The 26,787-nt window shown below is 64.7% G+C and carries 28 protein-coding genes; 17 read left to right on the top strand and 11 right to left on the bottom strand.

Features of this window, described 5'->3' with window-relative positions; genetic code table 11:
* Positions 1–50 precede the first annotated feature (50 nt).
* Positions 51–869: a sulfotransferase family protein gene (locus BMX43_RS14545; RefSeq protein ID WP_091302658.1), complete on the top strand. Its 819-nt coding sequence runs from the start codon at positions 51–53 to the stop codon at positions 867–869.
* Positions 870–953: 84 nt separating this feature from the next.
* Here BMX43_RS14545 and BMX43_RS14540 read toward each other — a convergent pair whose 3' ends face one another.
* Complete coding sequence (locus BMX43_RS14540; protein ID WP_091302656.1) at positions 954–1,952, bottom strand: NAD(P)H-quinone oxidoreductase; 999 nt, start codon at positions 1,950–1,952, stop codon at positions 954–956.
* On the bottom strand, positions 1,949–2,644 hold the full coding sequence (locus BMX43_RS14535; protein WP_091302654.1) for a COQ9 family protein: 696 nt from the start codon (positions 2,642–2,644) through the stop codon (positions 1,949–1,951). Before BMX43_RS14535 ends, BMX43_RS14540 begins: the two co-directional genes overlap by 4 nt.
* Before the next feature lie 106 nt (positions 2,645–2,750).
* On the opposite strand from BMX43_RS14535, the gene rpsU reads away from it, so the two are divergent.
* Positions 2,751–2,957, top strand: coding sequence for a 30S ribosomal protein S21 (rpsU, locus tag BMX43_RS14530; RefSeq protein WP_091302652.1), 207 nt, complete (start codon positions 2,751–2,753; stop codon positions 2,955–2,957).
* Positions 2,958–3,040: 83 nt separating this feature from the next.
* Here rpsU and BMX43_RS14525 read toward each other — a convergent pair whose 3' ends face one another.
* Together BMX43_RS14525 and BMX43_RS14520 are read right to left on the bottom strand one after the other, a co-directional pair.
* Positions 3,041–4,009 carry a CAP domain-containing protein gene (locus BMX43_RS14525; protein WP_091302650.1) on the bottom strand — a complete coding sequence of 323 codons (969 nt, stop codon included), beginning with the start codon at positions 4,007–4,009 and terminating at the stop codon, positions 3,041–3,043.
* Between the two features lie 96 nt (positions 4,010–4,105).
* Positions 4,106–4,564 carry an Lrp/AsnC family transcriptional regulator gene (locus BMX43_RS14520; RefSeq protein WP_091302648.1) on the bottom strand — a complete coding sequence of 153 codons (459 nt, stop codon included), beginning with the start codon at positions 4,562–4,564 and terminating at the stop codon, positions 4,106–4,108.
* A gap of 157 nt (positions 4,565–4,721) precedes the next feature.
* Between BMX43_RS14520 and ald the strand changes: the two genes are divergently transcribed.
* Positions 4,722–5,840, top strand: coding sequence for an alanine dehydrogenase (ald, locus tag BMX43_RS14515; RefSeq protein ID WP_091302859.1), 1,119 nt, complete (start codon positions 4,722–4,724; stop codon positions 5,838–5,840).
* A gap of 78 nt (positions 5,841–5,918) precedes the next feature.
* Here ald and mscL read toward each other — a convergent pair whose 3' ends face one another.
* Complete coding sequence (gene mscL, locus BMX43_RS14510) at positions 5,919–6,353, bottom strand: large conductance mechanosensitive channel protein MscL (RefSeq protein WP_091302646.1); 435 nt, start codon at positions 6,351–6,353, stop codon at positions 5,919–5,921.
* Positions 6,354–6,503: 150 nt separating this feature from the next.
* Between mscL and BMX43_RS14505 the strand changes: the two genes are divergently transcribed.
* The 13 genes from BMX43_RS14505 to BMX43_RS14445 all read left to right on the top strand — a co-directional run bounded on the left by BMX43_RS14505 (position 6,504) and on the right by BMX43_RS14445 (position 20,268).
* Positions 6,504–7,196 carry a glutathione S-transferase family protein gene (locus tag BMX43_RS14505; RefSeq protein ID WP_091302644.1) on the top strand — a complete coding sequence of 231 codons (693 nt, stop codon included), beginning with the start codon at positions 6,504–6,506 and terminating at the stop codon, positions 7,194–7,196.
* Between the two features lie 141 nt (positions 7,197–7,337).
* Positions 7,338–8,228 (top strand): tRNA 2-thiocytidine(32) synthetase TtcA, encoded by an 891-nt coding sequence (gene ttcA, locus BMX43_RS14500; RefSeq protein ID WP_091302642.1) that lies wholly within the window; start codon positions 7,338–7,340, stop codon positions 8,226–8,228.
* Between the two features lie 74 nt (positions 8,229–8,302).
* A complete protein-coding gene (locus tag BMX43_RS14495; protein WP_245749485.1) occupies positions 8,303–9,850 on the top strand; it encodes a putative bifunctional diguanylate cyclase/phosphodiesterase in 1,548 nt (515 codons plus the stop codon).
* A 143-nt stretch (positions 9,851–9,993) separates the two neighbouring features.
* Positions 9,994–11,805, top strand: coding sequence for a membrane protein insertase YidC (yidC, locus tag BMX43_RS14490; protein ID WP_091302640.1), 1,812 nt, complete (start codon positions 9,994–9,996; stop codon positions 11,803–11,805).
* Positions 11,802–12,548 carry an MOSC domain-containing protein gene (locus BMX43_RS14485; protein WP_091302638.1) on the top strand — a complete coding sequence of 249 codons (747 nt, stop codon included), beginning with the start codon at positions 11,802–11,804 and terminating at the stop codon, positions 12,546–12,548. The genes yidC and BMX43_RS14485 overlap by 4 nt, the downstream gene beginning before the upstream one ends.
* Positions 12,545–13,198 (top strand): ribosome biogenesis GTP-binding protein YihA/YsxC, encoded by a 654-nt coding sequence (gene yihA / locus BMX43_RS14480; protein ID WP_091302637.1) that lies wholly within the window; start codon positions 12,545–12,547, stop codon positions 13,196–13,198. Before BMX43_RS14485 ends, yihA begins: the two co-directional genes overlap by 4 nt.
* Before the next feature lie 3 nt (positions 13,199–13,201).
* The gene (gene crcB, locus BMX43_RS14475; protein ID WP_091302635.1) at positions 13,202–13,576 is read left to right on the top strand and encodes a fluoride efflux transporter CrcB; all 375 of its coding nucleotides are present in this window, start codon (positions 13,202–13,204) and stop codon (positions 13,574–13,576) included.
* Entirely contained in the window at positions 13,573–14,619 is a 1,047-nt protein-coding gene (locus BMX43_RS14470) for an RluA family pseudouridine synthase (protein ID WP_091302633.1), read from the top strand. The genes crcB and BMX43_RS14470 overlap by 4 nt, the downstream gene beginning before the upstream one ends.
* The gene (locus tag BMX43_RS14465) at positions 14,616–15,323 is read left to right on the top strand and encodes an ATP12 family chaperone protein (protein WP_091302631.1); all 708 of its coding nucleotides are present in this window, start codon (positions 14,616–14,618) and stop codon (positions 15,321–15,323) included. Before BMX43_RS14470 ends, BMX43_RS14465 begins: the two co-directional genes overlap by 4 nt.
* 250 nt (positions 15,324–15,573) lie before the next feature.
* Positions 15,574–16,590 carry an amino acid ABC transporter substrate-binding protein gene (locus BMX43_RS14460; protein WP_091302630.1) on the top strand — a complete coding sequence of 339 codons (1,017 nt, stop codon included), beginning with the start codon at positions 15,574–15,576 and terminating at the stop codon, positions 16,588–16,590.
* Between the two features lie 122 nt (positions 16,591–16,712).
* Positions 16,713–18,014 (top strand): amino acid ABC transporter permease, encoded by a 1,302-nt coding sequence (locus BMX43_RS14455; RefSeq protein ID WP_091302628.1) that lies wholly within the window; start codon positions 16,713–16,715, stop codon positions 18,012–18,014.
* A 1-nt stretch (position 18,015) separates the two neighbouring features.
* The gene (locus BMX43_RS14450) at positions 18,016–19,476 is read left to right on the top strand and encodes an amino acid ABC transporter permease (RefSeq protein WP_245749484.1); all 1,461 of its coding nucleotides are present in this window, start codon (positions 18,016–18,018) and stop codon (positions 19,474–19,476) included.
* 12 nt (positions 19,477–19,488) lie between these two features.
* Positions 19,489–20,268 carry an amino acid ABC transporter ATP-binding protein gene (locus BMX43_RS14445; protein ID WP_091302626.1) on the top strand — a complete coding sequence of 260 codons (780 nt, stop codon included), beginning with the start codon at positions 19,489–19,491 and terminating at the stop codon, positions 20,266–20,268.
* A gap of 72 nt (positions 20,269–20,340) precedes the next feature.
* Here BMX43_RS14445 and BMX43_RS14440 read toward each other — a convergent pair whose 3' ends face one another.
* Genes BMX43_RS14440 through argB form a run of 3 tightly spaced genes read right to left on the bottom strand, consistent with a single transcriptional unit; the run spans position 20,341 to position 22,402 of the window.
* Positions 20,341–20,847: a SixA phosphatase family protein gene (locus tag BMX43_RS14440; protein WP_091302625.1), complete on the bottom strand. Its 507-nt coding sequence runs from the start codon at positions 20,845–20,847 to the stop codon at positions 20,341–20,343.
* On the bottom strand, positions 20,844–21,506 hold the full coding sequence (locus BMX43_RS14435) for a ferredoxin (protein ID WP_245749483.1): 663 nt from the start codon (positions 21,504–21,506) through the stop codon (positions 20,844–20,846). Before BMX43_RS14435 ends, BMX43_RS14440 begins: the two co-directional genes overlap by 4 nt.
* Entirely contained in the window at positions 21,503–22,402 is a 900-nt protein-coding gene (gene argB, locus BMX43_RS14430; RefSeq protein WP_091302624.1) for an acetylglutamate kinase, read from the bottom strand. Before argB ends, BMX43_RS14435 begins: the two co-directional genes overlap by 4 nt.
* Before the next feature lie 108 nt (positions 22,403–22,510).
* Here argB and BMX43_RS14425 point away from each other — a divergent pair, with 108 nt between their 5' ends.
* Positions 22,511–23,242 (top strand): SDR family NAD(P)-dependent oxidoreductase, encoded by a 732-nt coding sequence (locus tag BMX43_RS14425; protein ID WP_091302851.1) that lies wholly within the window; start codon positions 22,511–22,513, stop codon positions 23,240–23,242.
* Positions 23,243–23,373: 131 nt separating this feature from the next.
* Here BMX43_RS14425 and BMX43_RS14420 read toward each other — a convergent pair whose 3' ends face one another.
* The 3 genes from BMX43_RS14420 to rplQ form a co-directional block, all read right to left on the bottom strand.
* The gene (locus BMX43_RS14420; protein WP_091302623.1) at positions 23,374–24,681 is read right to left on the bottom strand and encodes a replication-associated recombination protein A; all 1,308 of its coding nucleotides are present in this window, start codon (positions 24,679–24,681) and stop codon (positions 23,374–23,376) included.
* A gap of 37 nt (positions 24,682–24,718) precedes the next feature.
* Complete coding sequence (locus BMX43_RS14415; protein ID WP_091302621.1) at positions 24,719–26,113, bottom strand: Do family serine endopeptidase; 1,395 nt, start codon at positions 26,111–26,113, stop codon at positions 24,719–24,721.
* A gap of 149 nt (positions 26,114–26,262) precedes the next feature.
* The gene (gene rplQ, locus BMX43_RS14410) at positions 26,263–26,682 is read right to left on the bottom strand and encodes a 50S ribosomal protein L17 (protein ID WP_091302619.1); all 420 of its coding nucleotides are present in this window, start codon (positions 26,680–26,682) and stop codon (positions 26,263–26,265) included.
* Positions 26,683–26,787: the final 105 nt, after the last annotated feature.

Raw genomic sequence — 26,787 nt, 5'->3', positions numbered from 1 at the left:
CAGAAGGTGCTGCGGACCCTGCGGCGCTTGAGGCACTGGAGGCGTGGCAGATGGGGTTTCCCGGCACCTGGATGACGGAGAGTGAGAGTGTGGTGTATCGGGTCGTCCCGAAATGCGCCTGCTCCACCATCGGGCAGATCATGTTCTATTCCGATCACGGGAAATTCTTTGACGGCGACATCCATGATGCCACCACCGGGATGCACAAATGGAGCATGGAGGCCAGCCAGCCGAAGATCGAGCGGAACGTGAAGGCGCACAAGAGCTATGCCTTCACCTGCGTGCGCAACCCATACACGCGCATCCTTTCAAGCTTTTTTGACAAGATCTGCGGCATCCAGCGCAATGGCAAACGCTATCGCGGCAACCTCGTGCCGCTGCTGGTGCAGAAATACGGGATCGAGGTCGGCGGCGACGATGGCAAGCAGGAGTTCGACCAGATCGCCAGCTTCCGCCGCTTTCTTCTGTTCGCGCGCGACACCATCCGCTGGAAGAAACCGATGGAGCCGGACATCCACTGGTCGGCCATGTCGGGCCATGTGTCCACCTTCATCGTGAATGGCGGGCGCTATGACCACATCTTCTTCACCGAGACGTTCAACGAGGGGATGCAGCACGTTCTGGACAACATCAAGGTGAAGAAGAAGGTCGATCTGAAGAAGATCCCGAAGTTCAACGAAAGCGAAGGGCATGGCCCGGCGCGGTTGCATCCGGTGGAGGATTACTTCGACGATCTGTCGCGCCATCTGGTGTGGGAGATCTACAAGCGCGATTTTCAGCTTTTCAAATATGATTTCGACAATCCGGCCAACAAACTGCCGATCGGCGAGATTGATCTGGACGAGGTGCACGCCAAGCTGGGCGAATAGGCAGCGGCGCCGATCCTTCTGCGAAGGATCGGAGAGGCCCCCCGGATCGAGGGGCCTGCGATTTTTCGCAGAAAAATCGGGGGATTACCCGGCGACCTTCAGCACGATCTTGCCGATATGGCCCGAGCTTTCCAGCCGCCAATGCGCCTTGGCGGCATCGGCCAGGGAAAACTCGCTGTCGATCACCGGGCGCAGGGTGCCGCGCGCGACCATCGGCCAGACATGTTTGAGCAGGTGGCGGGCATAGCGGGCCTTGGCATAATCGCTTTGCGGGCGCAGCGTCGATCCGGTGATCGTGAGCCGGCGCATCATCACCTCGGCGAAGTTCAGCTCGACCTTCGATCCTTGCAGGAAGGCGATCTGTACAAGGCGGCCCTCATCGGCCAAGGCCTTGATATTGCGGGGCAGATAGCTGCCCCCCACCATGTCGAGGATGACATGGGCGCCGCCCTCGGCCTTGAGGATCGGCACGAAATCCTCGTCATGGTAGTTGATCGCACGTTCGGCCCCGAGGGCGAGGCAGGCGGCGCATTTCTCGGCCGAACCGGCGGTGGTGAAGACGCGGGCGCCCATGGCGCGGGCCATCTGGATCGCCGTCGTGCCAATGCCGGACGACCCGCCATGCACGAGGAACCGCTCGCCCGCCACCAGCCCGCCACGAATGGCGATGTTCGACCAGACGGTGAAGCAGGTTTCCGGCAGGCAGGCCGCCTCGCGCAGGGTCAGCCCGTCGGGGATGGGCAGCGCGTGGTCTTCGTGGCATTTGGCATATTCGGCATAGCCGCCCCCGGGCAGCAGGGCAGTGACCATATCGCCCACCTTCCAGCGGCTGGCGCCCGGGCCGACGGCAGCGACCACGCCCGACGCCTCCAGCCCCGGCAGGGGCGAGGCGGTGGGCGGCGGCGCGTAAAGGCCCGCGCGTTGCAGCGCATCGGGGCGGTTGACCCCGGCATAGGCCACCTTGATCAGGATCTGGCCATGGGTGGGCACCGGCACGGTCACTTCGGTGGGTTGCAGCACCTCGGGATCACCGGGAGACGTGATTTCAATGGCTTGCATCGTGTGGGGTGGCGAGAGGCTCATGCTTGGTCTTTCAGGCTTCCGGGAAGATCGTCAGGGGTGCGGGGGGCGCGGATCTGGCCCAGCAGCCTCAATGGCCCGGCCAGCAGCGCCTTGGACAACGGGTTTTCCCGCAGCCCGGCTTTCAGCTTTTCGATCTGCATCACGTCGCCGATGCGGCGATCGAGAAAATCGCGGGTGTTTTCATGGCCGGGGCTGTCATCGCCGAGCCAGAACAGCACGGTGGCGGAGTAGACGGCAGAGAGCGTGGCACGTTTGGAATACCAGTTCACATCCTCCGACGTATCGCCCAGCGCCGTCCAGATCGCATCGGCAGTGCCCCAGATTGCTTTCGCGCCTTCGGCGGCGTTCTGCGGCAGGGCGAACAGGGTGGAGCCGCGGCGCACCAGTTCCTTGTCTTCGACCAGATCGAGCCGGGCCATGACGGCGGCGGCGATGCGGTCGCGGTAGCGCAGCGCGGCCAGATCCATCTCGGCAAGCTGCGCGGCCATGCGCCGGTCGCCGCGCCGGTGATAGGCCAGCGCCAGATCCAGCGCCCCGCGCGGGAACAGTGCGGCACCCAGCGCGGGCGCCACACCCGAATCGGCCAGAGCGGCCTTGAGGGTGGCCGCAGACCAGCCATCGAAGGGCACATGCGGCACCGCAGCGTCGAGAACGGCCTCGCGCGTGGCGTGAAGGGTGTTTTCCGGGTCCATCGGGCCTCCTTTCCGGGCAGACGGTAGACAAGGCCTGCGCGCTTTGCTATGGGGCGCGAGCCTGCACATCAGTGCAACTCTAGCTTAGGAAGGTGGTGACAACCACATGCAGGTCAGCGTTCGTGACAATAACGTCGAACAGGCCCTTCGGGCCCTGAAGAAGAAGCTCCAGCGCGAAGGCGTGTTCCGCGAAATGAAGCTCAAGCAACATTTCGAGAAGCCGTCGGTCAAGAAAGCCCGTGAGCAAGCCGAAGCTGTCCGCCGTGCGCGCAAACTCGCGCGTAAAAAGGCGCAGCGTGAAGGCGGTCTTTAAGTAGACGTGTCTGAAAGCTGGACGGGGCGACCCGTCTGACAAGATCAACCCCCGTCCGTTTGGCCGGGGGTTTTTCTTTGCGATCAGACCATCAGGAAATCGCTGGCCGACAGATCGGGGGCCCCGTCGAGAATGGCGATCAGCGTCATCCCCCCTGCCCCGTCGCCATTGGCATCGTAGAACAGCTTGCCGGTGCGGGCCTGATAGATCAGGTGATCATCCGCATCGCGCGCGCCGGCCAGCCGGAATTCGCTGTCTTCGACCGTGGCGCCCAAGGCGCTGAACACGCTGCGCTTGAGCGCGATCTGGTCGGCCGCGGTGAAATCGGTCAGCCGGTCGCCGCCGAAATCGGCAAAGCGGAAGGTATCCGGCCCGTCGCCCCCGGTCAGCACATCGCGGCCTTTGCCCCCATCGAGTAGGTCGCGCCCGCCGCCACCCTTGAGGATATCTGCCCCCTTCAGCCCCAGAATCAGGTCGCTGAAGCCGGTGCCGTCGATCCGGTCATCTTTCTGGCTGCCGTGCAGTTCGGGCGGGGCCGTATCAGCCGTGTCGCTGAACCAGACATGCAGGATCGTTTCGCCACTGGCCAGCCGGTCGATGCCAACTCCCATCGCCTTGAATTTGACCTGCCCCCAGACATCCTGATTGAGGATGACAGCGTTATGCGGCCCGGACCCTTGCCACAGCGCCAGTGCCTGTTGGATCGTGCCGTCATCGCCGATGGAGACGGAGATTTCATAGCCATTGCCGGTAAAGCCGGTGCCGATACGTTCGGGCGCCTCCCACATGATTTCCGGGTCGCGGTGATCGGCGAAATAGGGCGCGTCGGACCAGCTGTGCAGGTTGGTGCCCTCTGGCAGATCCAGCCCGGTGGCCCAGATGTTCTGCGTGGTATCTTCGGCATGGCGCCCGGCGGTGGCGGTCAGCGCCTGCGACAGGGCGATGGGGGCCAGGCCGTTTTCGGCGCGGTAGGCCATGATGAGATTGTAGAGCGCGTATTCTTCAAGGCTGAGCGTATCGTTCGGGGTCGGTTGGTAAATGTCGATGGTCATGGCGCCTCTCCTCCGGGAAAACCGGCAAACCTGTCTTGCTGAAATCAGAGGCAGGATAGGCCGCTTCCCCCCGATGCGACAAGCGCGCCGTGGGGATCAGACGGCGAAGGCGGTGGTTTTCAGCACGGTGCGCAGCGCGAAAGAGCTTTGCATCTGCGCCACGCCGGGCAGGCGGCTGAGATACTGGCGGTGGATGCGGGCGAAATCTTCGGTGTCCTGCGCCACGATCTTGAGCAGATAGTCGGCGCTGCCTGCCATCAGGTGACATTCCAGAATGTCAGGGATGCGCGCCACCTCGCGTTCAAAGGCGTCCAGCGTCTCGTCCGCCTGCCCTTGCAGGGTGATTTCGACGAAGACGGTGGTGGGGCGGCCCAGACGGCGCGGATCGAGCAGGGCAACATAGGCGGCGATGAAGCCTTCCTCCTCCAGCCGTTGCACGCGGCGGTGGCAGGCCGAGGCGGACAGGTTCACCTGTTCCGACAGTTCGGCATTGGTGATGCGGCCATTCTTTTGCAACACGGTGAGGATGCGGCGGTCTGTTGCGTCAAGGTCCATACGGGCGGTGATTTCTTCGATGAAGGGGGCCAGTTTCGGGAATTTCTACCACCAGAGGCGGTGCTTGCGCCACAGAATTCAAACTTCCACCAGCGATTCGGGCGCAGGCTGATCGGCACAAACCGTGCCGGGAGACGCGGTGATCTGGGAGGATGAGATGAAGATTGGTTGCCCGAAAGAAATCAAACCGCAGGAGTTTCGCGTTGGGATGACCCCCAACGCGGTCCGGGAAGCGGTGGCACATGGCCATCAGGTGGTTGTGGAAACCGGCGCAGGGACAGGCGCCGGTTTTTCTGATTCTGATTATGTGGCCGCCGGGGCCACGATGCTGGGCACGGCAGAGGACGTGTTCGCGCAGGCCGAGATGATCGTGAAGGTGAAAGAGCCGCAGGCGGTGGAGCGGGCGCGGCTGCGCGAGGGGCAGGTGCTGTTCACCTATCTGCATCTGGCGCCCGATCCGGCGCAGACCGCCGATCTGCTGGCCAGCGGCGTGACGGCGATTGCCTATGAAACGGTAACGGACGAGCGCGGCGGGCTGCCGCTGCTGGCGCCGATGTCGGAGGTGGCGGGGCGGCTGGCGCCGCAGGTCGGCGCCTGGACGCTGCAAAAGGCCAATGGCGGGCGCGGCGTGCTGCTGGGCGGTGTGCCGGGGGTTTCACCGGCGAAGGTGCTGGTGATCGGCGGCGGCGTGGTGGGCACCCATGCGGCGCGGGTTGCGGCGGGGATGGGCGCGGATGTGACGGTGATCGACCGCTCGGTGCCGCGGCTGCGCTATCTGGACGATGTGTTCGGCGGGCAGTTCAAGAATGCCTATGCCAGCGCGGGCAATACGATGGATCTGGCGCGCGAGGCCGACATGATCATCGGCGCGGTGCTGATCCCCGGCGCGGCGGCGCCCAAGCTGATTTCGCGGGCGCAACTGGCCGAGCTGAAACCCGGCGCGGCACTGGTCGATGTGGCGATTGATCAGGGCGGCTGTTTCGAGACCTCGCGCGCCACCACGCACCAGGACCCGGTGTATGAGGTGGACGGGATCATGCATTACTGCGTGGCGAACATGCCGGGGGCGGTGGCGCGCACCTCCACGCTGGCGCTGGGCAATGCGACGCTGCCCTTCCTTCTGGCGCTGGCCGACAAGGGCTGGAAGCTCGCCTGTGCCGAGGACAAGCACCTGATGGCCGGGCTGAACACCCACAAGGGCAAGCTGACCTATGCGGCGGTGGGTGCGGCACTTGGCCTGCCCGCGATTTCGGCGGCAGCCGCGCTGGATCTGTGATCTGATCCTGTCAGAATCGCATATTCCGAGGTGAAAAAGCCCCCTGCCTGCGCGGGGGGCTTTTGCTTTTGCAACACTTCACTTCTGCAGCGCGTCGCGGATCTGCAGCAGCACCTCAAGTTCGGTCGGGCCTGCGGGGGCCGCGGCGGCGGCGGCCTCTTCCTTCTTCGCCATGGTTTCTTTCAGCGTGTTCACCGCCTTGACGATCAGGAACACCACCCAGGCCACGATCAGGAAGTTGATGCAGGCGGTCAGGAAAGCGCCATAGGCAAAGACCGGGGCGCCCGCCTCTTTCGCGGCGGCCAGCGACGGATAGACGGTTTCATCCGAGAAATTGAGATTGAAGAACAGGTTGGAGAAATCCACCCCGCCGGTGACCACCCCGATCAGCGGGTTGATGAGGTCGGAGACCAGCGATGTGACAATGGCGGTGAAGGCCGCCCCGATGATGATCCCGACAGCAAGATCGACGACATTGCCGCGGGCGATGAAAGCCTTGAACTCGTTGAGCATTCCTTGTTCCCTCATATTCACGGGCGGCCGCTTTTGGCGCAGTCTTACCCGGGTCGTGCACAGATGCCCCGCTGTTATCGCACAGTCAAAGCGGTTTTGTGACGGGGAAAACGTGCCTATCTTCGGCAGATCCTCACATTCGGAGCGCAAATGACCGTTCTTGCCAATTTTCCGATCACCCGCCGCTGGCCTGCCACCCGGCCCGAGGCGATCCAGTTGTATTCGCTGCCCACGCCGAACGGGGTGAAGATCTCGGTCGCGCTGGAAGAGATGGGGCTGGACTATGAGCCGCATCTGGTGAGTTTTGCCACCCATGACCAGATGACGCCGGAATTCCTGAGCCTGAACCCCAACAACAAGATCCCGGCGATCATCGACCCGAACGGGCCGAACGGGCCGCTGACACTGTTTGAAAGCGGGGCGATCCTGATCTATCTGGCCGAGAAATCGGGGAAGTTTCTGCCGCAGGCGCGCCGCTACGAGGTGCTGCAATGGCTGATGTTCCAGATGGGCGGGTTGGGGCCGATGTTCGGGCAGTTGGGGTATTTTCACCATTTCGCGGGCAAGGAGATCGACGACCCGCGCCCGAAGGAACGCTATCGCGCCGAGGCGGAACGGCTGCTGAAGGTGCTGGACGGGGCGCTGGCGGGCAAAGACTGGATCGCGGGCGAGTACAGCATCGCCGATATGGCGATCGGGCCGTGGCTGAACACGTTTCTCAATTACTACAAGGCGGGAGAGATCACCGGCTGGGACAGATTGCAGCATGTGCCGGACTATCTGGCGCGGTTTCTGGCGCGGCCCGCAGTGCAGAAGGGGCTGACGATCCCGGCGCGGGGGTGAGGGCGGGGCCCTGCGTCCCTTCCTCCCTCACCCTGCCCTCTCCCCCAAGGGGAGAGGGTGGCGTGGCGCGGGGTGATGAGGGCAGTTTGCATGATGGCGCGGGTTCTGGCATAAGCCCGCGATCCTGCGCGCGAGGACCAGATGGCCGACGATCTTTCCCTTCCCGACGACATGCTTGACGACATCCACCCGCTGTTTCACGGCGCGCCCGCCAGCACCGAGTTCAAGAAGCTGCGCAAGCGGATCGTGCGCGAGGTGCGCGAGGCGATCGAGCAGTATGGCATGATCGAACGCGGCGCGCGCTGGCTGGTCTGCCTGTCGGGCGGCAAGGACAGCTATACGCTGCTGGCCGTGCTGCACGAGCTAAAATGGCGCGGGCTGCTGCCGGTCGATCTGCTGGCCTGCAATCTGGATCAGGGCCAGCCGAACTTCCCCGCGACGGTGCTGCCCGAATTTCTGAAGCGGATGGGGGTCGAGCACCGGATCGAGTATCAGGACACCTATTCGGTGGTGATGGACAAGATCGGGCCGGGCAAGACGATGTGTTCGCTCTGCTCACGGTTGCGGCGCGGCAACCTGTACCGGATCGCGCGGGAAGAAGGGTGTTCTGCGGTTGTTCTGGGCCATCACCGCGACGACATTCTGGAAACCTTCTTCATGAACCTGTTCCATGGCGGGAGGCTGGCAACGATGCCGCCGAAGCTGGTGAATGAGGAAGGCGATCTGTTCCTGTATCGCCCGCTGGCCTTCGTGGCCGAGGCGGATTGCGAAAAGTTTGCCAAGGCCATGAATTACCCCATCATTCCCTGTGATCTGTGCGGGTCGCAGGAAGGGTTGCAGCGCCAGCAGGTGAAGCAGTTGCTGGATGGTTGGGAGGCGCGCAGCCCGGGGCGGCGGCAGGTGATGTTCCGCGCGCTGATGAACGCGCGGCCCTCGCATCTGCTGGACCCGGCGATCTTCGATTTCGCCGGGCTGACAGTACAGACGAGAACATTTGATGAAAATCTTCCGCAACTTCGGGATGAAAATTAACGAAACCGGAACCGCGATTCCCTAACCTGCGGCAGAGGGGGCTATGTCGGCCCCGGCAGGAACGGAGAATCGCGATGCGGGATCAGCTCCGCGCAGGGCTCTGGCAAGGGATGCGGCGGCTCGGCCTCTGGCTGCGCAAGCCGGAACTGATGGTGTTTCTGCCGGCGGTGACGCTGGCGGCCTTCTGGCTGGGCGGGGAGCGGGTGCTGTTCCTTGTGGCGCTGGGGGCGCCGCTGGTGTTTCTGATGGCCGGGGCCTTCCGCTTTCACGACACGCCGCCGTCAGCGCTGGTCGAGGGGTTGAGCGGGCTGTCCTACCGCCCCCAGCTGATTTCCACCTTCGACCGGGTGCTGCGCGAGGCGCCAGTGACCGGGCGCAATACCGGCTGTCTGGTGCTGCAATTCGACGAGGCGGATCTGTTGCTGGACCGGCACGGCCGCGCCACGCAGACCGAGATTCTGGCGCGCAGTGCCGAACGGATCTGCGCCGCGCTGCGCGAGGGTGATACGGTGGCGCGGCTGGAAGGTGGCGGCTTTGCGGTGTCGCTGGCACCGCAGCGGCGGCTGGAACTGGAGGCGATGGTGCAACTGGCCGCCCGGCTGCAGGCGGCGATTGCCCCGCCGGTCAGCCTGGATGCCGCGCGGATCTATGTGACCTGCTCGGTCGGGTTCTGTCTGGGCGCGCAACTGACCGAGCCTTCGGGCAAGGCGCTGCTGGATGCGGCGCAGGTGGCAGCGGACGAGGCGCTGCGCAACGGGCCGGGCGCGATCCGCGCCTTTGCGCCGGAAATGCCGCGCAAACGGGCCGACCGCGATGCGCTGCGCCAGACGCTGGAACTGGCGCTGGATACCGGCGAGATCCGCGCGCATTTCCAGCCGCAGGTCAGCACCGATACCGGGGAGATCACCGGGTTCGAGGCGCTGGCGCGCTGGCATCACCCGGACCGTGGCATCGTGCCCCCGGCGGAGTTTCTGGGCGCGATCGAAGAGGCGGGCCTGGCGGAACGGCTGGGCGAGACGATGCTGTACAACGCGCTGACCGCGCTGACCCGCTGGGAAAAGGCGGGGCTGCGCATCCCGACGGTGGGGGTCAACTTCTCGGCCGAAGAACTGCGCAACCCACGTCTGGTGGAGCGGATCCAGTGGGAGCTGAACCGCTTTGACCTGACGCCCGACCGGCTGTCGGTGGAGATTCTGGAAACCGTGGTGGCCAGCACCGAAAATGACGTGATCGTGCGCAACATCGCCGCACTGGCCCGGCTGGGCTGTGGCATTGATCTGGACGATTTCGGCACCGGCCATGCCGGGATCACCAATATCCGCCGCTTTTCGGTGCGCCGGTTGAAGATCGACCGCAGTTTCGTGACGCATGTCGATGAGGATCGCGAACAGCAAAAGATCGTCTCGGCGATTCTGTCGCTGGCGGAACGGCTGGGGCTGGAGACGCTGGCCGAGGGGGTGGAGACCCCGGGCGAACATGCGATGCTGGCGCAGCTGGGCTGCGGCCATGTGCAGGGGTTCGGCATCGGGCGGCCCATGCCGTTCGAGCAGACGGTGGACTGGATCACCAGCCACCGCGCCCGCCATCCCGCCCCGCCGAAGATCGGCCATCGCGCAAAATGAGCGGCGGAGCGCAGGAATCGCGCCGCGCACCCCGCCCTGCGGCGGGCGAACCGGGAAAACTGCTTGACCTTTCCGCCCCCCTTCTGTTGAACCACGCCTGACCCGAAAGGGGCCAAGCCTATAAAGGACGGTGGGGATCGCAGATGGACGATCAGAACAAGAACCTCATTCTTGCAACCGCGCTCAGTTTCCTCGTGATCCTGGTGTGGTTCGTGCTCTTCCCGCCGGAAGAGCCCGCGGTCGATCCGAATGCCCCGGCAGCGGTGCAGATGACCGACGCCGCGACCCCGCCCGCCGCCCCGGCCGCTGTGGCCGCGCAGCCCGAAGTGGCGCCGGTGCCCGAAGCGCCGCGTCTGGCGATCGACACGCCGAAGCTGCAGGGCTCGATCTCGCTGCTGGGCGGGCGGATCGACGACCTGTCGCTGAAAGGCTATCGCGTGACCCAGGATCCGAAATCGGATCTGGTGCGCCTGCTGTCGCCGGTGGGCGAAGAGCACGCCTATTATGCGCTCTATGGCTGGGCGCCGGGCGGCGCGCTGCAAACCGGCGATGTGCCGGATGCGACGACCGAATGGCGTGTGGTCTCGGGCAGCACGCTGGCCCCCGGCCAGCCGGTGACGCTGGGCTGGACCAATGGCAAGGGCCTGACCTTCACGCGGACGCTGTCGGTGGATGAGGACTACATGTTCTCGATCACCGAAACGGTGGAAAACGCCGGCACCGCCCCGGCGACGCTGCAACCCTATGGCGTGGTGGCGCGGCATGGCCGCCCCACCGGCTTGCAGAATTTTTACGTTCTGCATGAAGGCGTTGTCGGGCGCAGCGACGGCACGCTGTCAGAGATCAAATATGACGATCTCGCCGAATTGCCGGTGGTGGAACGCGAAGGCGCGCAGGCCGAGGTGACAGAGGCCAAGACCGATGGCTGGCTGGGCTTCACCGACAAATACTGGATGACCACGCTGATCCCGGAACAGGGCAAGCCCTACACCGCCGTGATCAAATACAACCCGACCGCCGACATCTATCAGACCGAAACCCGCCAGCCCGCGATGACCGTGGCGCCGGGGGCGACGGCCGAGGTCAGCTCGCGCCTCTTCGCCGGGGCGAAGGAGTGGGAGACGATCCGCGCCTATCAGAACGAGGACGGGATCGCGGGCTTCATCGATTCGATTGACTGGGGCTGGTTCTTCTTCTTCACCAAGCCGATCTTCTGGCTGCTGCACCACCTGCACGGGCTGATCGGCAACATGGGTCTGGCGATCATGGCGCTGACGCTGGTGCTGAAGGTGCTGGTGCTGCCGCTGGCCTATAAATCCTACGTCTCGATGGCGCGGATGAAGGAATTGCAGCCCGAGATGGAGGCGCTGAAAGAGCGCGCCGGGGAAGACAAGACCAAGCTGCAGAAGGAAATGATGCAGCTTTACAAGGACAAGAAGATCAACCCGGCGGCGGGCTGCCTGCCCATGCTGATCCAGATCCCGATCTTCTTCAGCCTGTACAAGGTGATCTTCGTCACGCTGGAACTGCGCCATGCGCCGTTCATCGGCTGGCTGACCGACCTGTCTGCCCCCGATCCGTCGTCGCTGTTCAACCTGTTCGGCCTGCTGCCCTGGGCCGCGCCGGAGCCGGGCAGCTTTCTCGCGCTGGGCTTCATCGGCGCGCTGCCGATCCTGCTGGGCATCTCGATGTGGCTGCAACAGAAACTGAACCCGGCACCCGCCGACCCGGCGCAGGCGATGATCTTCACCTGGATGCCCTGGGTCTTCATGTTCATGCTGGGCAGTTTCGCAAGCGGGCTGGTGCTGTACTGGATCACCAACAACTCGATCACCTTTATCCAGCAATATCTGATCATGCGCAGTCACGGGCACAAGCCGGATATTTTCGGCAATATCCGGGCTGGCTTTGCCAAGAAGCCCAAGCCTGCGGCCCCGGCGAAAGGCAAGAAATGACGGCACGGCTGGCCCATATCTGCCGCCACCCGATCAAGAGCCACGGACGCGAAGACCTCGCGTCCGTTCGGCTTTTGGCGGGGGAGGCGCTGCCATGGGATCGCCACTGGGCCGTGGCCCATGAGGCGGCGAAGCTGCGCGCGGGCTGGAGCCCCTGCGTGAACTTCGCGCGGGGCGCCAAGGCGCCAGCGCTGATGGCGATTGCATGTGCCTTCGACCCGGAGACGGCGACAATCACGCTGACCCATCCCGAGCGTGCGGCGCTGACCTTCCGGCCCGACGCGGCGGAAGATCTGCCGCGCTTTCTGGACTGGGTGCGCGGGCTGACCCCGCCGGAGCGGGCGCAGCCGCAGCGCATCGTATCGGCCCCGCAGGCGATGACGGATACCGAGTTTCCGTCGATCTCGATCCTCAACCTCGCCTCCAACCGGGAGTTGGAAGCGCGGATGGGGATGACGCTTTCGCCCCACCGCTGGCGCGGCAATCTGTGGGTGGAGGGCTGGGCGCCTTGGGCCGAGTTCGATCTGATCGGCGCGAAACTGCGGATCGGCGACGCGGTGCTGGAGGTGCGCGAACGCATCACCCGCTGCAACGCGACGAAAGTGAATGTGACGACAGGCCGGATCAGCGGTGATACGCTGGGGGCCTTGCAGGCCAGCTATGGCCATCAGGATTTCGGCGTCTATGCCGTGGTGACCGAGGGCGGAACGATCGCGCTCGGCCAGGAGATTGAAGTTATATGACCGCCCTGCCCTTTCCGTTGGCCCCTGAACCCGATGACTTCATGCGCGAGCGTGGACGGCTGCTGTTTGCCGGCCCCGTCGATTTCGTCAAGGGCGTGGTGGCGATGCCCGGCCTGCCCCCGGCGGACCGGATCGAGATCTGTTTCGCAGGCCGGTCCAACGTCGGGAAATCGAGCCTGATCAATGCGCTGACCGGGCGCAAAAGCCTTGCCCGCGCGTCGAACACGCCGGGGCGGACGCAGGAGATCAACTTTTTCGCGCTGGGCGATCATCGCTATATGGTGGACCTTCCGGGCTATGGATATGCCGAGGCGCCGGTGGCGACGGTGATGAAATGGCAGGCGCTGCTGAAATCCTATCTGCAGGGCCGCCAGACGCTGCGCCGCGCCTTTGTGCTGATCGACTCGCGCCATGGTGTGAAGGCGGTGGATGAAGAGATCCTGACGCTGCTGGACCGTTCGGCGGTGACGTTTCAGGTGGTGATGACCAAGATGGACAAGCTGTCGCGCCCGGAGCGGGAAAAGAACCTTGATCAGGTGCGCGCGGCGCTGGCGAAACACCCGGCGGCCTTCCCGGAAATCGTGATGACCAGTTCGGAAAAGGGTGACGGGGTGGAAACGCTGCGCGCCATCATCGCGGGGCTGGAGTGAACCATGTGGGTGCTGGCACAGGTCGCGCTGGGGGGCGCGCTGGGCGCATCGTTGCGCTATCTGGCCAATGTCTCGATCCAGCGGATCGCGGGCCATGGCTTTCCGTGGCATACGCTGTTCGTGAATGTCGCAGGCTCGGCGATCATGGGGGGGCTGATGGTGGCGCTGGCGCATAAGGGGGGGCTGCGGTTCGCGCCTTTTCTGATGACCGGCGTGCTGGGCGGTTTTACCACGTTTTCCGCCTTCTCGATGGATGCGATCCTGCTTTGGGAACGCGGCCAGATCGGGGCGGCGGCTTTGTATATCGGCGGCTCGGTGCTGCTGTCGTTGGCGGCCTTTGCGGGGGCCGCCCTGATCCTGCGGGGACTATTGACATGAGCGGTGTAAAACTGCTGACCGTTTCGGCGGATGAGGGCGAACAGCGGCTGGACCGCTGGTTCAAGCGGCGCTTTCCGCAACTGACGCAAGGCGCGGTGGAAAAGATGTGCCGCACCGGGCAGGTGCGCGTTGATGGCGCGCGGGCCAAGGCGAATGACCGCGTGGTGCCGGGTCAGGTGATCCGCGTGCCGCCGCTGCCGGAAAACGAGGCGCCGTCGCGCCCGCGCCCCGACGGGGTGAGTGCGGCGGACGAGAAGATGATTCAGGACTGCGTCATCTTCAAGGACGAGCATATCATCGTGCTGAACAAGCCGCCGGGCCTGCCGTCGCAGGGCGGATCGGGGCAAGGCGACCGGCATGTGGACGGGCTGACCGAGGTGCTGAAATTCGGCTACAAGGACCGGCCGAAACTGGTGCACCGGCTGGACAAGGATACCTCGGGGGTGCTGGTTCTGGCGCGGACCGACCGGATCGCGCGCGCGTTGTCCGAAGCGTTCCGGCATCGCAACACGCGCAAGATCTATTGGGCGCTGGTGGCGGGCGTGCCGCATCCGCGGCAGGGCAGCATCAAATACGGGCTGATGAAGGCGCCGGGCCACGGGCGCGGCGGCGAAGGCGAGAAGATGATCTGCATCCATCCCGCCAAGATGGCCGATTACCCGGATGCCAAGCGCGCCCATACCGACTATTTCACCCTGTGGTTCCTGGGCACGCGGATGAGCTGGATGGCGCTGGAGCCGGTGACGGGCCGCACCCACCAGTTGCGCGCGCATATGGCGGAGCTGGGGCATCCCATTCTGGGGGATGGGAAATATGGCGGCTCGGGTTCGGAAAACCTGGGCGATGGCTGGGGTGCCAATATCGGCGGCGACATGTCGAAGAAGCTGCATCTGCACGCGCGGCGGCTGATGGTGCAGCACCCGATCACCAAGGCCGAAATGGTGTTCACCGCGCCCTTGCCCGAGCATATGAAGCGGACATGGAAAATGCTGGACTGGAACGAAGGCGACGTGCCGGAGGATCCGTTCGAGGGGATCAGATGAGCGGCTGGACGGCGAAACGATTCTGGAAACAGGCCAAGGCCTGCGCCTGTGAGGGTGGCCATACGGTGCGGCTGGACGGGCGGACGCTGAAGACCCCGGCCAAGACGCCGCTGGTGGTGCCGACGCGCGCGCTGGCCGAGGCGATTGCGGCGGAATGGGACGCACAGCACGGCGCGGTGCGGCCTGACACGATGCCCGCGACTCGTGCGGCCAATTCGGCACTGGACAAGGTGGCGACGCAATTCGCCGAAGTGGCCGACATGATCGCGGCCTATGGCGGCACCGATCTGCTGTGCTACCGCGCCATCGGGCCGGAGCCGCTGGTGGCGCGGCAGGCGGCGGGCTGGGATCCGCTGCTGGGCTGGGCGGCGGAGCGCTATGGCGCGCCGCTGGGGACGACGGCGGGGGTGATGCATATCGCGCAGCCTGCGGCGAGCCTCGCCGCGCTTTCGGCGGCGGTGCATGGGCAAAACCCGTTCCAGCTTGCAGCGCTGCATGATCTGGTGGCGATCTCCGGCTCGCTGGTGCTGGGGCTGGCGGTGACCGAGGGGCGGCTGGATGTCGATACCGCCTTCGCGCTGAGCCGAATCGACGAGCATTGGCAAATCGAGCAATGGGGCCCCGATGACGAGGCTGCCGCGCTGGAAGCGATGAAGCATCAGGCGATGCGGGACGCGGCACGATTCTACACCCTGTGCCAATGAGCAGATTGTATCGGTAACATTCGTGCTTAAATTTTGAGCGGGGCGACAGCACATTGCGCGCCCGGCGCGGATGCCCCCGATCGACCACTCAGTTAGCGCTATCGGAACAGTTTTGCTTGACGATCCAAAGCGCTTTACACGAGACTGGCCGATACCGAGGGGGCACTCCCCCCTCTGCGGTTCTTTGCCCCGCCACAGGGGTATCAAAAACACCGCCTGAAATCGGGCGGAAACTCAGGAAGAGGTACGCATGAACAAATCCGTATTCCTTGGCACGCTGTCGGCCGCTGCGCTGGCAGCCGGCCTTGCAGGCGCCGCCACGTTGGATGACGTGAAGGCCCGCGGCGAGCTGATCTGCGGCGTCAACGTTGGCCTGACCGGCTTCGGCGCCCCGGATGCCAATGGCAATTATCAGGGTTTCGACGTGGCAATCTGCAAGGCAGTGGCTGCGGCCGTGCTGGGCGATGCCTCGAAGGTGAAATATGTGCCGACCACCGGCGAGACGCGCTTTACCGCGCTGGCCTCGGGCGAAGTGGATCTGCTGGTCCGCAACTCCACCTGGACCTTCTCGCGCGATAACGATCTGAAGTTCGATTTCGTCGCGGTGAACTATTATGACGGCCAGGGCTTCATGGTGAAGAAGGATCTGGGCGTGACCTCGGCCAAGGAACTGGATGGCGCCACCGTCTGTATCCAGACCGGCACCACCACCGAGCTGAACCTCGCCGATTTCTTCAAGGCGAACAACATGACCTATACTCCGGTCAACATCGCCGATGACGCGGAAGGCCAGCGCCAGTATCTCGCCGGCGCCTGCGACACCTATACCACCGACGCTTCGGGCCTTGCCGCCTCGCGCGCGACGATGCCGGATGCCGAAAACCACATCATCCTGCCGGAAATCATCTCGAAAGAGCCGCTGGGGCCGCTGGTGCGCCATGGCGACAGCCAGTGGGGCGACATCGTCCGCTGGACCTATTTCGCGCTGGTTGCTGCGGAAGAATATGGCGTGACCTCGGCCAATGTCGCCGAAGTGGCGGCCAGCAGCACCAACCCGGAAGTGAAGCGGATCCTGGGCACCGAGGGTGAACTGGGCGCGATGCTGGGTCTCGACAAGGACTGGGGGATGCGCGCGATTGCTGCCGTCGGCAACTATGGCGAGATCTTCGAGGCGAATATCGGTTCGGCCACGCCGATCGGCCTGTCGCGCGGGCTGAACGCGCTGTGGACGCAGGGCGGCCTGCAATACGCCCCGCCGTTCCGGTAATCTGATCACCGACCGGGGCGCATCGTAAGGATGCGCCCCGTTCCACAAAGACCATTCCATCTGAACCGCCCTGATAAGCCCGGACCAAACCGGCTGCGGTCAGATCTCTGGGGGTACATTCCATGGCTTTCGTCCAAGAGGCGCCGAAAGAAGGCTTTCGGCTGTCAATGCTCATTTACGACACGCGCTACAGGGCAATCACCATTCAGGTGGTGGTGCTGTTCCTGTTTCTGCTGTTCCTGTCCTGGCTGGTGAACAACACCATTGCCAATCTGGCCGCAAAAGACCGGACCTTCGATTTCGGGTTCCTGTGGATGCGCGCCGGATATGACATCAACCAGACGCTGATCCCCTACACCAATGACAGCACGCATATGCGCGCGGCGGTGATCGGGCTTTTGAACACGCTGCTGTCGGCGCTGGTCGGCTGCACCATTGCCACCGTGCTGGGCGTGGTGATCGGGGTGCTGCGGCTGTCGAAGAACTGGCTGGTGAGCCGGTTGATGACGCTTTACGTCGAGATCTTCCGCAACGTGCCGGTGCTGCTGTGGATCCTGCTGGCGGCCACGCTCCTGTCGGAGACGATGCCGGAGCCGAAGGATTTCAAGGTCACGCAGGCGATGGTGGAAAGCGGCGCCGAACCTGCCGCGTCGAACATCCTGTTCGGGACCGTGGCGATCACTAACCGCAGCTCGCTGATTCCGGCACCGCTGCTGGACCGCCCGCTGGGCGGGATGGAGATTGCCAGCATTCCGGTGAACTTTTCGCTGCTGGCGGTGCTGGCGGTGTTCATCGGCTCGGTTCTGGTGAACGCCCGCTTCCTGCGCCGGGTGAAGGCGATTCAGGAGGAAACCGGCGAGCGCCCGGTGACCTGGTGGAAATCGCTGGCGATCCTGTTCGTGCCGGTGATCGCCCTGCTGATGGCGATGGGGTTCCATCTGGAGATTCCGGGCTTTCCAACTGATGCCAGTGGCGTTTCCAAAGGGTTCAACTTCAAGGGCGGCATCGAGGTTCTGCACAGTTTCAGCGCACTGACGCTGGCGCTGGCGCTGTATACGGCGGCCTTCATCGCGGAAATCGTGCGCTCTGGCATCATGGCGATTGCGCGCGGCCAGTCGGAAGCGGCCTTTGCGCTGGGTCTGCGCCCGGCACGCACGATGCGGCTGGTGATCCTGCCGCAGGCGCTGCGGGTGATCATCCCGCCGCTGATCAGCCAGTATCTGAACCTGACCAAGAACACCTCGCTGGCGATTGCCGTGTCCTACATGGACCTGCGCGGCACGCTGGGCGGCATCACGCTGAACCAGACCGGGAAAGAGCTGGAATGCATGTTGCTGATGATGGGGATCTATCTGGTGATCAGCCTGATCATCTCGTCGGTGATGAACGCGTTCAACCGCGCCGTGAAGCTGAAGGAGCGTTGAGATGCCGAAACAGCTGACTTATGTGCGCGGCGAAATGCTGGCACCGAAAGAGCCGCCGCTGCGCGAAGCGGGGGTGGTGAAATGGCTGCGCGAGAACCTGTTCTCGGGGCCGCTGAACACGATCCTGACGCTGCTAGGGCTGTTGGCCACGGCGTGGCTGCTGCTGCATCTGGTGCCCTGGCTGATGCATTCGGTGTGGAATGCCGGGTCGCTGGGCGAGTGCCGGCAGATCATCGCCGCCACCTGGGGCGAAGGCGCTACGGGGGCCTGCTGGGCCGTGGTGCGCGAACGCTGGCCGCAATACATCTTCGGTTTCTATCCGCAGGATTTCGCGCTGATCGCCCGGCTGTCCTTCGCCGATCAATATGCGGCGGCGGGCGGCTATGAAGGCGTGTTCGGCGCGGCGGTCAATGGCGCGGTGCGTGAGGCGTTCATCGCCGATCTGCGCGCCAATGCCGGGCTGTTCGACCTGTATGTGCTGGGCTACTGGCGCCCGATCCTGGCCTTTGTGCTGATGTTCGTGGCGATTGCGCCGGTGCTGTTCACCGCCCTGCCGCGCAAGATGATCTGGTTCAGCCTGCTGTATCCGGCACTGGCCTTCTGGCTGCTGTGGGGCGGCACGGTCTGGCTGCCCGTGGTGGCGCTGCTGGGCTTTGCGGTGATGGGCGCCGTGTTCACGCTGCTGAAAGATCAGCTGGGCGTGCCGGTTTCGGCGGGCCTTGGCCTTGTGGCGGCGGTGCTGTGGTGGCTGTTTGCGCAGGCGCCGGTGACGGCGGGGCTGCAATCGGCACTGCCCTTCGGGCTGGCCTCGGTGGACAGTGACCAGTTCGGCGGCTTCCTGCTGTCGATCGTGATCGGGGTCACCGCGATTTCGGCCTCGTTGCCGATGGGCATCCTGCTGGCGCTGGGGCGGCGGTCGGACATGCTGCTGGTGCGCACGCTGTCGGTGGGCTTTATCGAGTTCATCCGGGGCGTGCCGCTGATCACGCTGCTGTTCACCGCATCGCTGCTGCTGCAATACTTCCTGCCGCCGGGCAACAATTTCGACATCATCCTGCGCGTCATCATCCTCGTCACCTTCTTCGCCGCGGCCTATATCGCCGAGGTGATCCGGGGGGGCCTGGCCGCGCTGCCGCGCGGGCAATACGAGGCGGCGGATGCGCTGGGGCTGGATTACTGGCAGGCGCAGCGGCTGGTCGTGATGCCGCAGGCGCTCAAGATCTCGATCCCCGGCATCGTCAGCAGCTTCATCGGCCTGTTCAAGGATACCACGCTGGTCGCCTTTGTCGGCCTGATGGACCCGCTGAAAGGCATCACCGCCGTCGTGCGCGCCGACATCGACTGGAAGGGCATCTACTGGGAGCCCTACATCTTTGCCGGCACCCTGTTCTTCATCATCTGTTTCGGCATGTCCCGCTACTCCATGTGGCTGGAACGCAAGCTGAAAACCGACCACCGTTAAGGAGCGACATCCATGTCGGAACAAGCAATCGACCGCCGCAAGTTGCAGGTCTCGGATGAAGTCGCCATCCAGATCACCAATATGAACAAGTGGTATGGGCAGTTTCATGTGCTGCGCGACGTGAACATGACGGTGCAGCGCGGCGAGCGGATCGTGATCTGCGGCCCTTCGGGGTCGGGGAAATCGACGCTGATCCGCTGCATCAACCGGCTGGAGGAACATCAGGCGGGCCAGATCATCGTGGATGGCACCGAGCTGACCAGCGACCTGAAGAACATCGACAAGGTGCGGTCGGAGGTGGGGATGGTGTTCCAGCACTTCAACCTGTTCCCGCATCTGACGATTCTGGAAAACTGCACGCTGGCGCCGATCTGGGTGCGCAAGGTGCCGAAGAAGGAAGCGGAAGAAACCGCGATGCATTACCTGCGCAAGGTGAAGATCCCGGAACAGGCGCACAAGTATCCGGGGATGCTGTCGGGCGGGCAGCAGCAGCGCGTGGCGATTGCGCGCAGCCTGTGCATGAAGCCGCGGATCATGCTGTTCGACGAGCCGACCTCGGCCCTTGACCCCGAAATGATCAAGGAGGTGCTGGATACCATGATCGAACTGGCGGAAGAGGGGATGACCATGCTGTGCGTGACCCACGAGATGGGCTTTGCACAGGCGGTGGCGAACCGCGTGGTGTTCATGGACCAGGGGCAGATCGTGGAGCAGAACGAGCCGGGCGAGTTCTTCCGCAATCCGCAGTCGGAGCGGACCAAGCTGTTCCTGAGCCAGATTCTGGGGCATTGAGCGCGGTTTTGGGGGCTTGGCGCCCCCTGCCCGACGGTATGGAAAGGGGGCGCGCTGCGCCCCCTTTTGCTTTCAGGCCATGACTTCGCGCGGGATGATGAAATCATCGACGGCGCCGCTGGCCCAGGTGACCGCATCCCATGTGTCGATGCCGAAATCGACGACGAGGGTCGCGCCGGTGGGATAGCGCTGGAAATCGGGCGACAGCGGCGCGCGGGCGACGATGCGATTGGCAAACTCGGCGATGCCGGGGTTATGGCCGATCATCATCACCGTGTCGCCGGTGGCATGGCGCAGCACGGCCAGCATGACATCGGGACCGGCATGATAGAGCGCGGGCTTGAGGTCGAGCGCGGGCGTGCCGGGCAAGGCGGGGGCAATGCCTTCCCATGTCTTGCGGGTGCGCAGCGCGTCGGAACAGAGCACCTGATCGGGCACATAGCCGCGCGAGGCGAGCCATTTGCCCAGATCGGTGGCCGCCGCCGTGCCACGCGCGTTCAGCGGGCGGTCATGGTCAGTCATCAGCGGGTCATCCCAGCTGGATTTCGCGTGCCGCGTCAGGATCAGGCGCTTGGTCATCTGTGAAACGTCCCCCCGTGAAACACCGCCATGTGATAGGCGGAATGGACGGCCAGTCTTGCATGGGATTGCGAGACCGGGCAAGCGCGGCGCACAAGGCAACCGCCAGCGAGGCAATCGCCCCCTGCCCCCGTATCGAGATAGGTGTGGCAAGCGGGCACGTCATAGCCCGCGCCCGTCAGGGCCGCGGCGGGGCAGGCGCTGAGGCAGGGCTGGTCGCATCTGTCGCAGGGGCGCGGGCCGGGGGGCGGCAGGTCGAGCCGCTGTTTCAGCGCCAGCGCGCCGCGATACGAGACGAAAAGCCCGGCACGTTCATGCACCAGCAGCCGCACCGGGCTTTGCCAGGCCGAACCGGAACGCAGCGCCCATTGGAAGAACGGGTGCCAGGGCGGACCACCGAAGGGAAACAGCGCCTTGGCGCCCAGATCACAGGCCAGCCGCCCGATCACCCGGCGTGACCAGCGGTCCATCGGATCGGGGGCACCATCCTGCCATTCCGGCTGGGCGGTGAAATGCGGCCAGAAGCCCGGCTCGGCGGGGCCGATCAGCAGCAGAGTGCTTGTGCCGGGGGGTAGGCCCGGATCCTCCTCGGCGGAGAACCCGCCAAGGACGGTGAGGCAATGCGCGGCAAGCTGCGCCGCGATTCCGGTCAGGGTCACCGGCGGAGGCGTGGCTTGACCCGCGGCTCGGTCGAACGGATCTGCGACCCGGCGCCGTGATCGGTGAACAGTTCCAGCAGGCAGGCATTGGGCAGGCGGCCATCCAGGATGGTCACCGCGCGCACGCCCTGATCCAGCGCCATCAGCGCGGTTTCGGTCTTGGGGATCATGCCACCTGCGATCACCCCATCGGCGGTCATCTGGCGGATTTCCTCGGGGGTGATCTGGGTCATCACCACGCCTTCGGCATTCTTGACGCCCGACACATCGGTCAGCAGCAACAGGCGGTCGGCCTGCAGCGCCCCGGCAATCGCCCCGGCCGCCGTATCGCCATTGACGTTGAAGGTTTCGTTATCCGCCATGCCGGTGGCGACCGGCGCCACGACCGGGATGATGCCGGCATTGTAAAGATCCCGCAGCACCTGCACGTTCATCTCTACCGGGGTGCCGACGAAGCCCAGTTCCGGGTCATCGGCGACGCAGACCATCAGATCGTCATCCTTGCCGGAAATGCCGACGGCCCGCCCGCCCTGATCATTGATCGCCTGCACGATACGTTTGTTCACAAGGCCCGAGAGGATCATCTCGACCACCTCGACGGTGGCCTTGTCGGTCACCCGCTTGCCGCGCACGAATTCGGATTTGATGCCCAGCTTGGCCAGCATTTCGTTGATCATCGGCCCGCCGCCATGCACCACGACCGGGTTCACGCCCACCTGCCGCATCAGCACGATGTCGCGGGCAAACTCGGCCATCGCCTCGTCATCGCCCATGGCATTGCCGCCGAATTTCACGACGACAACGGCACCGGAATAGCGTTGCAGATAGGGAAGCGCTTCAGAGAGCGTCTTGGCGGTGGCAATCGAATCCTGCATGGTCGCGGTCTGCTTTTTCATGGAAGGGCCCTCGGGGTTCGGGGTTTTTCGTAGCTTCTTTGGCGCCCCCTGCCAAGGTTGCAATTCCCATGCCAGCGCGTAGGGTGGCGCCAAATGGCGGAGGCTGCGATGAGCGAACAGAAGGTCATGGTGCTGACGGGGGCAAGCCGGGGCATCGGACATGCCACGGTAAAACGCTTTGGCGCCGAGGGCTGGCGGGTGCTGACCTGTTCGCGCCAGGCCTTCGATCCACGCTGCCCCTGGCCGGGTGGCGAGGAAAACCATATCCAGATCGACCTCGCCTCGCCTGATGCCACCATCGCGGCGATTGCGCGGATCAAGGAAAAGATCGGCGGCAAGCTGCATGCCTTGGTGAACAATGCGGGCATTTCACCCAAGGCGCCGGGCGGCGGGCGGCTGAGCACGCTGGACACCGATCTGCGCACCTGGGGGCAGGTGTTCCATGTGAACTTCTTCGCCTCGATCGTGCTGGCGCGCGGCTTCAAGGATGAACTGGCGGCGGCGAAAGGCTCTGTCGTCAACGTGACCTCGATTGCCGGGGTGCGGGTGCATCCCTTCGCGGGGGCGGCCTATGCCACGTCAAAGGCGGCGCTGGCGGCGCTGACGCGGGAAATGGCGCATGATTTCGGGCCGATGGGGGTGCGGGTCAACGCCATCGCGCCGGGCGAGATCGAGACGGCGATCCTGTCGCCCGGCACCGACAAGATCGTCGAGAAACTGCCGATGCGGCGGCTGGGGCAGCCGAAAGAGGTGGCGGATGCGATCTGGTTCCTGTGTTCCGATCAATCCAGCTACATTTCCGGCGCCGAGATCGAGGTCAACGGCGCGCAGCACGTCTGATCCTTTCATCCTGGCAAAAATACTCCGGGGGAATCGCCGCAGGCGATGGGGGCTGCGCCCCCTCTTCTGCCGCGCGCCCGGCTTTGCCGGTGGAAAGGTGAGTATTTAGACCAGGGTGAAATGGCAGGCCGTTATCCGCCCTGCCGTTTGCCGCGCAGTTTGGCGAAATATTCCACGCGCTTTTTCAACTCACGCTCGAACCCGCGTTCGGGCGGGGTGTAGAAGACCGGGCGCTTCATGCCTTCGGGGAAGTAATCCTGCCCGGAAAAGCCGTCTTCGGCGTCATGGTCATAGGCATAGCCCGCGCCATAGCCGATATCCTTCATCAGCTTGGTCGGCGCGTTGCGGATATGCAGCGGCGGTGGCAGGCTGCCGGTGTCACGCGCGGCGGCGCGGGCGGCCTTGTAGGCGACATAGACGCCGTTCGATTTCGGCGCGAGCGCGAGATAGACCACCGCATTGGCCAGCGCCAGTTCCCCTTCGGGGCTGCCCAGCCGTTCATAGGTTTCCCAACTGTCGATGCAGACCGCCTGCGCCTGCGGATCGGCCAGACCTATGTCTTCGACCGCCATGCGGGTCAGGCGGCGGGCGAGAAAGCGCGGGTCTTCGCCGCCTTCCAGCATCCGCGCGAACCAGTACAGCGCCGCGTCGGGATCAGAGCCGCGCACCGATTTGTGCAGGGCGGAGATCAGGTTGTAATGCTCCTCGCCCGATTTGTCGTATTTCGTGGCCCGGCGCATCAGGCGTTGCGAAAGCTGGTCGCGCGTCAGGGGGGCGCCTTTATAGGCGGCCACCTGCTCGATCAGGTTCAGCAGGGCGCGACCGTCGCCATCAGCCATGTCCAGCAGCGCCTCGCGCGCCTCGGCTTTCAGCGGCAGGGCGCGGTGCAGTTCCTGTTCGGCCCGCTGGGCGAGGCGTTCCAGATCGGCGAGGCTGAGCCGTTCCAGCACCACGACCTGCGCGCGCGACAGCAGGGCGGCGTTTAACTCGAACGAGGGGTTTTCGGTGGTGGCACCGACGAGGAGGATGGTGCCATCCTCCATATGCGGCAGGAAGCCATCCTGCTGCGCCTTGTTGAAGCGGTGGATCTCGTCCACGAACAGCAGCGTCCCCTGCCCGTTCGCCCGGCGGATCTTGGCCTGTTCGAACACTTTGCGCAGGTCCGGCACGCCGGTGAAGATCGCAGAAATCTGCACGAAGGCCAGATTGGTCTGATCGGCCAGCAGCCGCGCGATGGTGGTCTTGCCCACACCGGGTGGCCCCCAGAGGATCAGCGACGACAGGCTGCCCGCCGCCAGCATGGCGCCCAGCGGCGCCTCGGGGCCAAGCACATGGGTCTGGCCGATCACCTCGGCCAGGGTTTTCGGGCGCAGGCGGTCGGCCAGAGGGCGCGGGGCCTCGGGTTGCGGACGGGCGGGGGTGTCGAACAGATCGGACATGGCGCGAGATTACGCCCTCCCCCGCGCGGGGGGAAGGTCAGATGCGGAAGCGCAGCAGCAAGGGATCGCCGCGGCGCTGCACCTCGATGGCCCAGCGGCCGCGGGCGGGTTGCGACAGGGTTTCGACATCCTCGGGCGTGGTAACGGGCGTGCCGTTGATCGCGGTGATCACGTCGCCCGGTTGCAGGCCCACACGGGCGGCAAGCCCTGCCACCTCGGTCACCACCACGCCGTCGGACAGGCCATCCGGCAGGTCCATCTCGGCGGCGACGGCGGGGTTGATGCGGCTGATGCCGAGCCCGCGCAGCACCAGATCGCCGGTCAGCGTGCGCGCATCGCGGGCCGGGCTATCCGGCGGGGTGATGAGCGAAAGGGTCGCGGTTTCCTCGTCCCCGTCCTGCAGGTAGCGGACGGTGACATCCTTGCCGATGCCAAGCGCGGCGAGGCGGAACATCACCTCTTGCGGGCTGTCGGTCGGTTCGCCTTCCAGCGACAGGATCACGTCACCGACGCCCAGCCCCGCCGCCTTGAACGGGCTGTCGGGATGCAGGCCCGAGATGACCACGCCTTCGGGGCGTGGCAGGCCCATCGCCTCGGCCATGGCGGCATCCATCGCCTGCCCGGTGACCCCGGCCCAAGGGCGCTGATAGCGGGTTTGGCCGGCCACCGCCTGATCAATGAAATTCTGCACCAGATTGGCCGGAATGGCGAAACCGATGCCGTTGGAGCCGCCGCCGCGTGTCAGGATCGCGGTATTGATGCCGACCAGCGCGCCATTCATGTCCACCAGCGCGCCGCCGGAATTGCCGGGGTTGATGGCGGCATCGGTCTGCACGAAATAGCCGCGCCCCGCCCCGATCGACAGGGTGGAGCGGCCGAGGCCCGAGATGATGCCCGAAGACACCGTTTGCCCCACGCCGAACGGGTTGCCGATGGCCAGAACCAGATCGCCCACCTCGACCGTATCGGAATTGCGCAGCGTCAGCGCGGGCAGATCGGCGGCGTCCTCCAGTTGCAGCACCGCGAGATCGGCCTCCTCATCCGCCAGCAGCACATGCGCCTTGAACTCGCGCCGGTCCGAAAGCTCCACGGTGATTTCGGTCGCATTGCCGACGACGTGGTAGTTGGACACGACCAGCCCGTCGGCGCCGACAATCACGCCGGAGCCCAGCGAGTTTTCGATGCGCGGGGTGGTGCGGCCATATTGCTGGAAGAACTGCTCGAAGAACGGGTCGCCCGCGAAAGGGGTTTCGCGGCGCTGCACCAGTTTGGAAGCGTAGATGTTCACCACGGCGGGTGCGGTCTGTTTCACCACCGGGGCGAAGCTGAGCTGCACCTGGGGCTGCGATTGCGGCACGGTTTGCGCAAGCGCGGTGCCGACCAGAAGAAGCGCCAGAAGCGGCGCCGCAAGAAAGGGCTTGATCCGGGACATGAGGGCCTTCGTCGCTGTCAGTGTGACCCCCGATATGGCGCAAGGTCCGGGCTGCCGCAATCGTCACGCGGCGGGGTCACGCGGGCTTGATGGCCCAAAGCAAAAGGCCCGCCAGAGGGCGGGCCTTTCTGTCACCGGGGTGACGGATCTCAAGCTTCGGATGCTTCTTCCGCTTCCAGGCGGGCGCGGTCGCTGGCGCCTTTGGCAGAAGTGTCACGATCCACGAATTCGATGATCGCCATCGGCGCCATGTCGCCATAGCGGAAGCCGGCCTTCATGATGCGGATATAGCCGCCCTGACGGTTGGCATAGCGCGGGCCGAGAATGGCGAACAGACGCTCGACATGCTTGTCTTCCTTGAGCTGCGCATCCGCCTGACGACGGGCGTGCAGATCGCCGCGCTTGGCCAGCGTGATCAGCTTTTCGACGATCGGACGCAGTTCCTTCGCTTTCGGAAGGGTGGTCTTGATCTGCTCGTGCTCGATCAGGGCGCCGGACATGTTGGCGAACATGGCCTTGCGGTGTTCGTGGGTACGGTTCAGACGGCGGTAGCCGCGAGCGTGACGCATGATGATCTCCTAGCGTTTTGCTTTGTCTTGCAGCCCTGCGTTGGGGCCACTTCGTTGGGGCGGAATTGCCCGGGCTTTCCCCGCCAGTGCGGGCATTTGGGGGGC

It is taken from the genome of Gemmobacter aquatilis (genome assembly GCF_900110025.1).
Lineage (GTDB): Bacteria > Pseudomonadota > Alphaproteobacteria > Rhodobacterales > Rhodobacteraceae > Gemmobacter > Gemmobacter aquatilis.
This window is presented reverse-complemented; position numbering and strand designations above follow the sequence as displayed.

Excerpts from the sequence above, each read along its gene's own strand:
- BMX43_RS14545 (WP_091302658.1), top strand. The coding sequence starts at position 51 with ATGGGGTTTCCCGGCACCTGGATGACGGAGAGTGAGAGTGTGGTGTAT.
- BMX43_RS14540 (WP_091302656.1), bottom strand. The coding sequence starts at position 1,952 with ATGAGCCTCTCGCCACCCCACACGATGCAAGCCATTGAAATCACGTCT.
- BMX43_RS14535 (WP_091302654.1), bottom strand. The coding sequence starts at position 2,644 with ATGGACCCGGAAAACACCCTTCACGCCACGCGCGAGGCCGTTCTCGAC.
- rpsU (WP_091302652.1), top strand. The coding sequence starts at position 2,751 with ATGCAGGTCAGCGTTCGTGACAATAACGTCGAACAGGCCCTTCGGGCC.
- BMX43_RS14525 (WP_091302650.1), bottom strand. The coding sequence starts at position 4,009 with ATGACCATCGACATTTACCAACCGACCCCGAACGATACGCTCAGCCTT.
- BMX43_RS14520 (WP_091302648.1), bottom strand. The coding sequence starts at position 4,564 with ATGGACCTTGACGCAACAGACCGCCGCATCCTCACCGTGTTGCAAAAG.
- ald (WP_091302859.1), top strand. The coding sequence starts at position 4,722 with ATGAAGATTGGTTGCCCGAAAGAAATCAAACCGCAGGAGTTTCGCGTT.
- mscL (WP_091302646.1), bottom strand. The coding sequence starts at position 6,353 with ATGCTCAACGAGTTCAAGGCTTTCATCGCCCGCGGCAATGTCGTCGAT.
- BMX43_RS14505 (WP_091302644.1), top strand. The coding sequence starts at position 6,504 with ATGACCGTTCTTGCCAATTTTCCGATCACCCGCCGCTGGCCTGCCACC.
- ttcA (WP_091302642.1), top strand. The coding sequence starts at position 7,338 with ATGGCCGACGATCTTTCCCTTCCCGACGACATGCTTGACGACATCCAC.
- BMX43_RS14495 (WP_245749485.1), top strand. The coding sequence starts at position 8,303 with ATGCGGGATCAGCTCCGCGCAGGGCTCTGGCAAGGGATGCGGCGGCTC.
- yidC (WP_091302640.1), top strand. The coding sequence starts at position 9,994 with ATGGACGATCAGAACAAGAACCTCATTCTTGCAACCGCGCTCAGTTTC.
- BMX43_RS14485 (WP_091302638.1), top strand. The coding sequence starts at position 11,802 with ATGACGGCACGGCTGGCCCATATCTGCCGCCACCCGATCAAGAGCCAC.
- yihA (WP_091302637.1), top strand. The coding sequence starts at position 12,545 with ATGACCGCCCTGCCCTTTCCGTTGGCCCCTGAACCCGATGACTTCATG.
- crcB (WP_091302635.1), top strand. The coding sequence starts at position 13,202 with ATGTGGGTGCTGGCACAGGTCGCGCTGGGGGGCGCGCTGGGCGCATCG.
- BMX43_RS14470 (WP_091302633.1), top strand. The coding sequence starts at position 13,573 with ATGAGCGGTGTAAAACTGCTGACCGTTTCGGCGGATGAGGGCGAACAG.
- BMX43_RS14465 (WP_091302631.1), top strand. The coding sequence starts at position 14,616 with ATGAGCGGCTGGACGGCGAAACGATTCTGGAAACAGGCCAAGGCCTGC.
- BMX43_RS14460 (WP_091302630.1), top strand. The coding sequence starts at position 15,574 with ATGAACAAATCCGTATTCCTTGGCACGCTGTCGGCCGCTGCGCTGGCA.
- BMX43_RS14455 (WP_091302628.1), top strand. The coding sequence starts at position 16,713 with ATGGCTTTCGTCCAAGAGGCGCCGAAAGAAGGCTTTCGGCTGTCAATG.
- BMX43_RS14450 (WP_245749484.1), top strand. The coding sequence starts at position 18,016 with ATGCCGAAACAGCTGACTTATGTGCGCGGCGAAATGCTGGCACCGAAA.
- BMX43_RS14445 (WP_091302626.1), top strand. The coding sequence starts at position 19,489 with ATGTCGGAACAAGCAATCGACCGCCGCAAGTTGCAGGTCTCGGATGAA.
- BMX43_RS14440 (WP_091302625.1), bottom strand. The coding sequence starts at position 20,847 with ATGACCAAGCGCCTGATCCTGACGCGGCACGCGAAATCCAGCTGGGAT.
- argB (WP_091302624.1), bottom strand. The coding sequence starts at position 22,402 with ATGAAAAAGCAGACCGCGACCATGCAGGATTCGATTGCCACCGCCAAG.
- BMX43_RS14425 (WP_091302851.1), top strand. The coding sequence starts at position 22,511 with ATGAGCGAACAGAAGGTCATGGTGCTGACGGGGGCAAGCCGGGGCATC.
- BMX43_RS14420 (WP_091302623.1), bottom strand. The coding sequence starts at position 24,681 with ATGTCCGATCTGTTCGACACCCCCGCCCGTCCGCAACCCGAGGCCCCG.
- BMX43_RS14415 (WP_091302621.1), bottom strand. The coding sequence starts at position 26,113 with ATGTCCCGGATCAAGCCCTTTCTTGCGGCGCCGCTTCTGGCGCTTCTT.
- rplQ (WP_091302619.1), bottom strand. The coding sequence starts at position 26,682 with ATGCGTCACGCTCGCGGCTACCGCCGTCTGAACCGTACCCACGAACAC.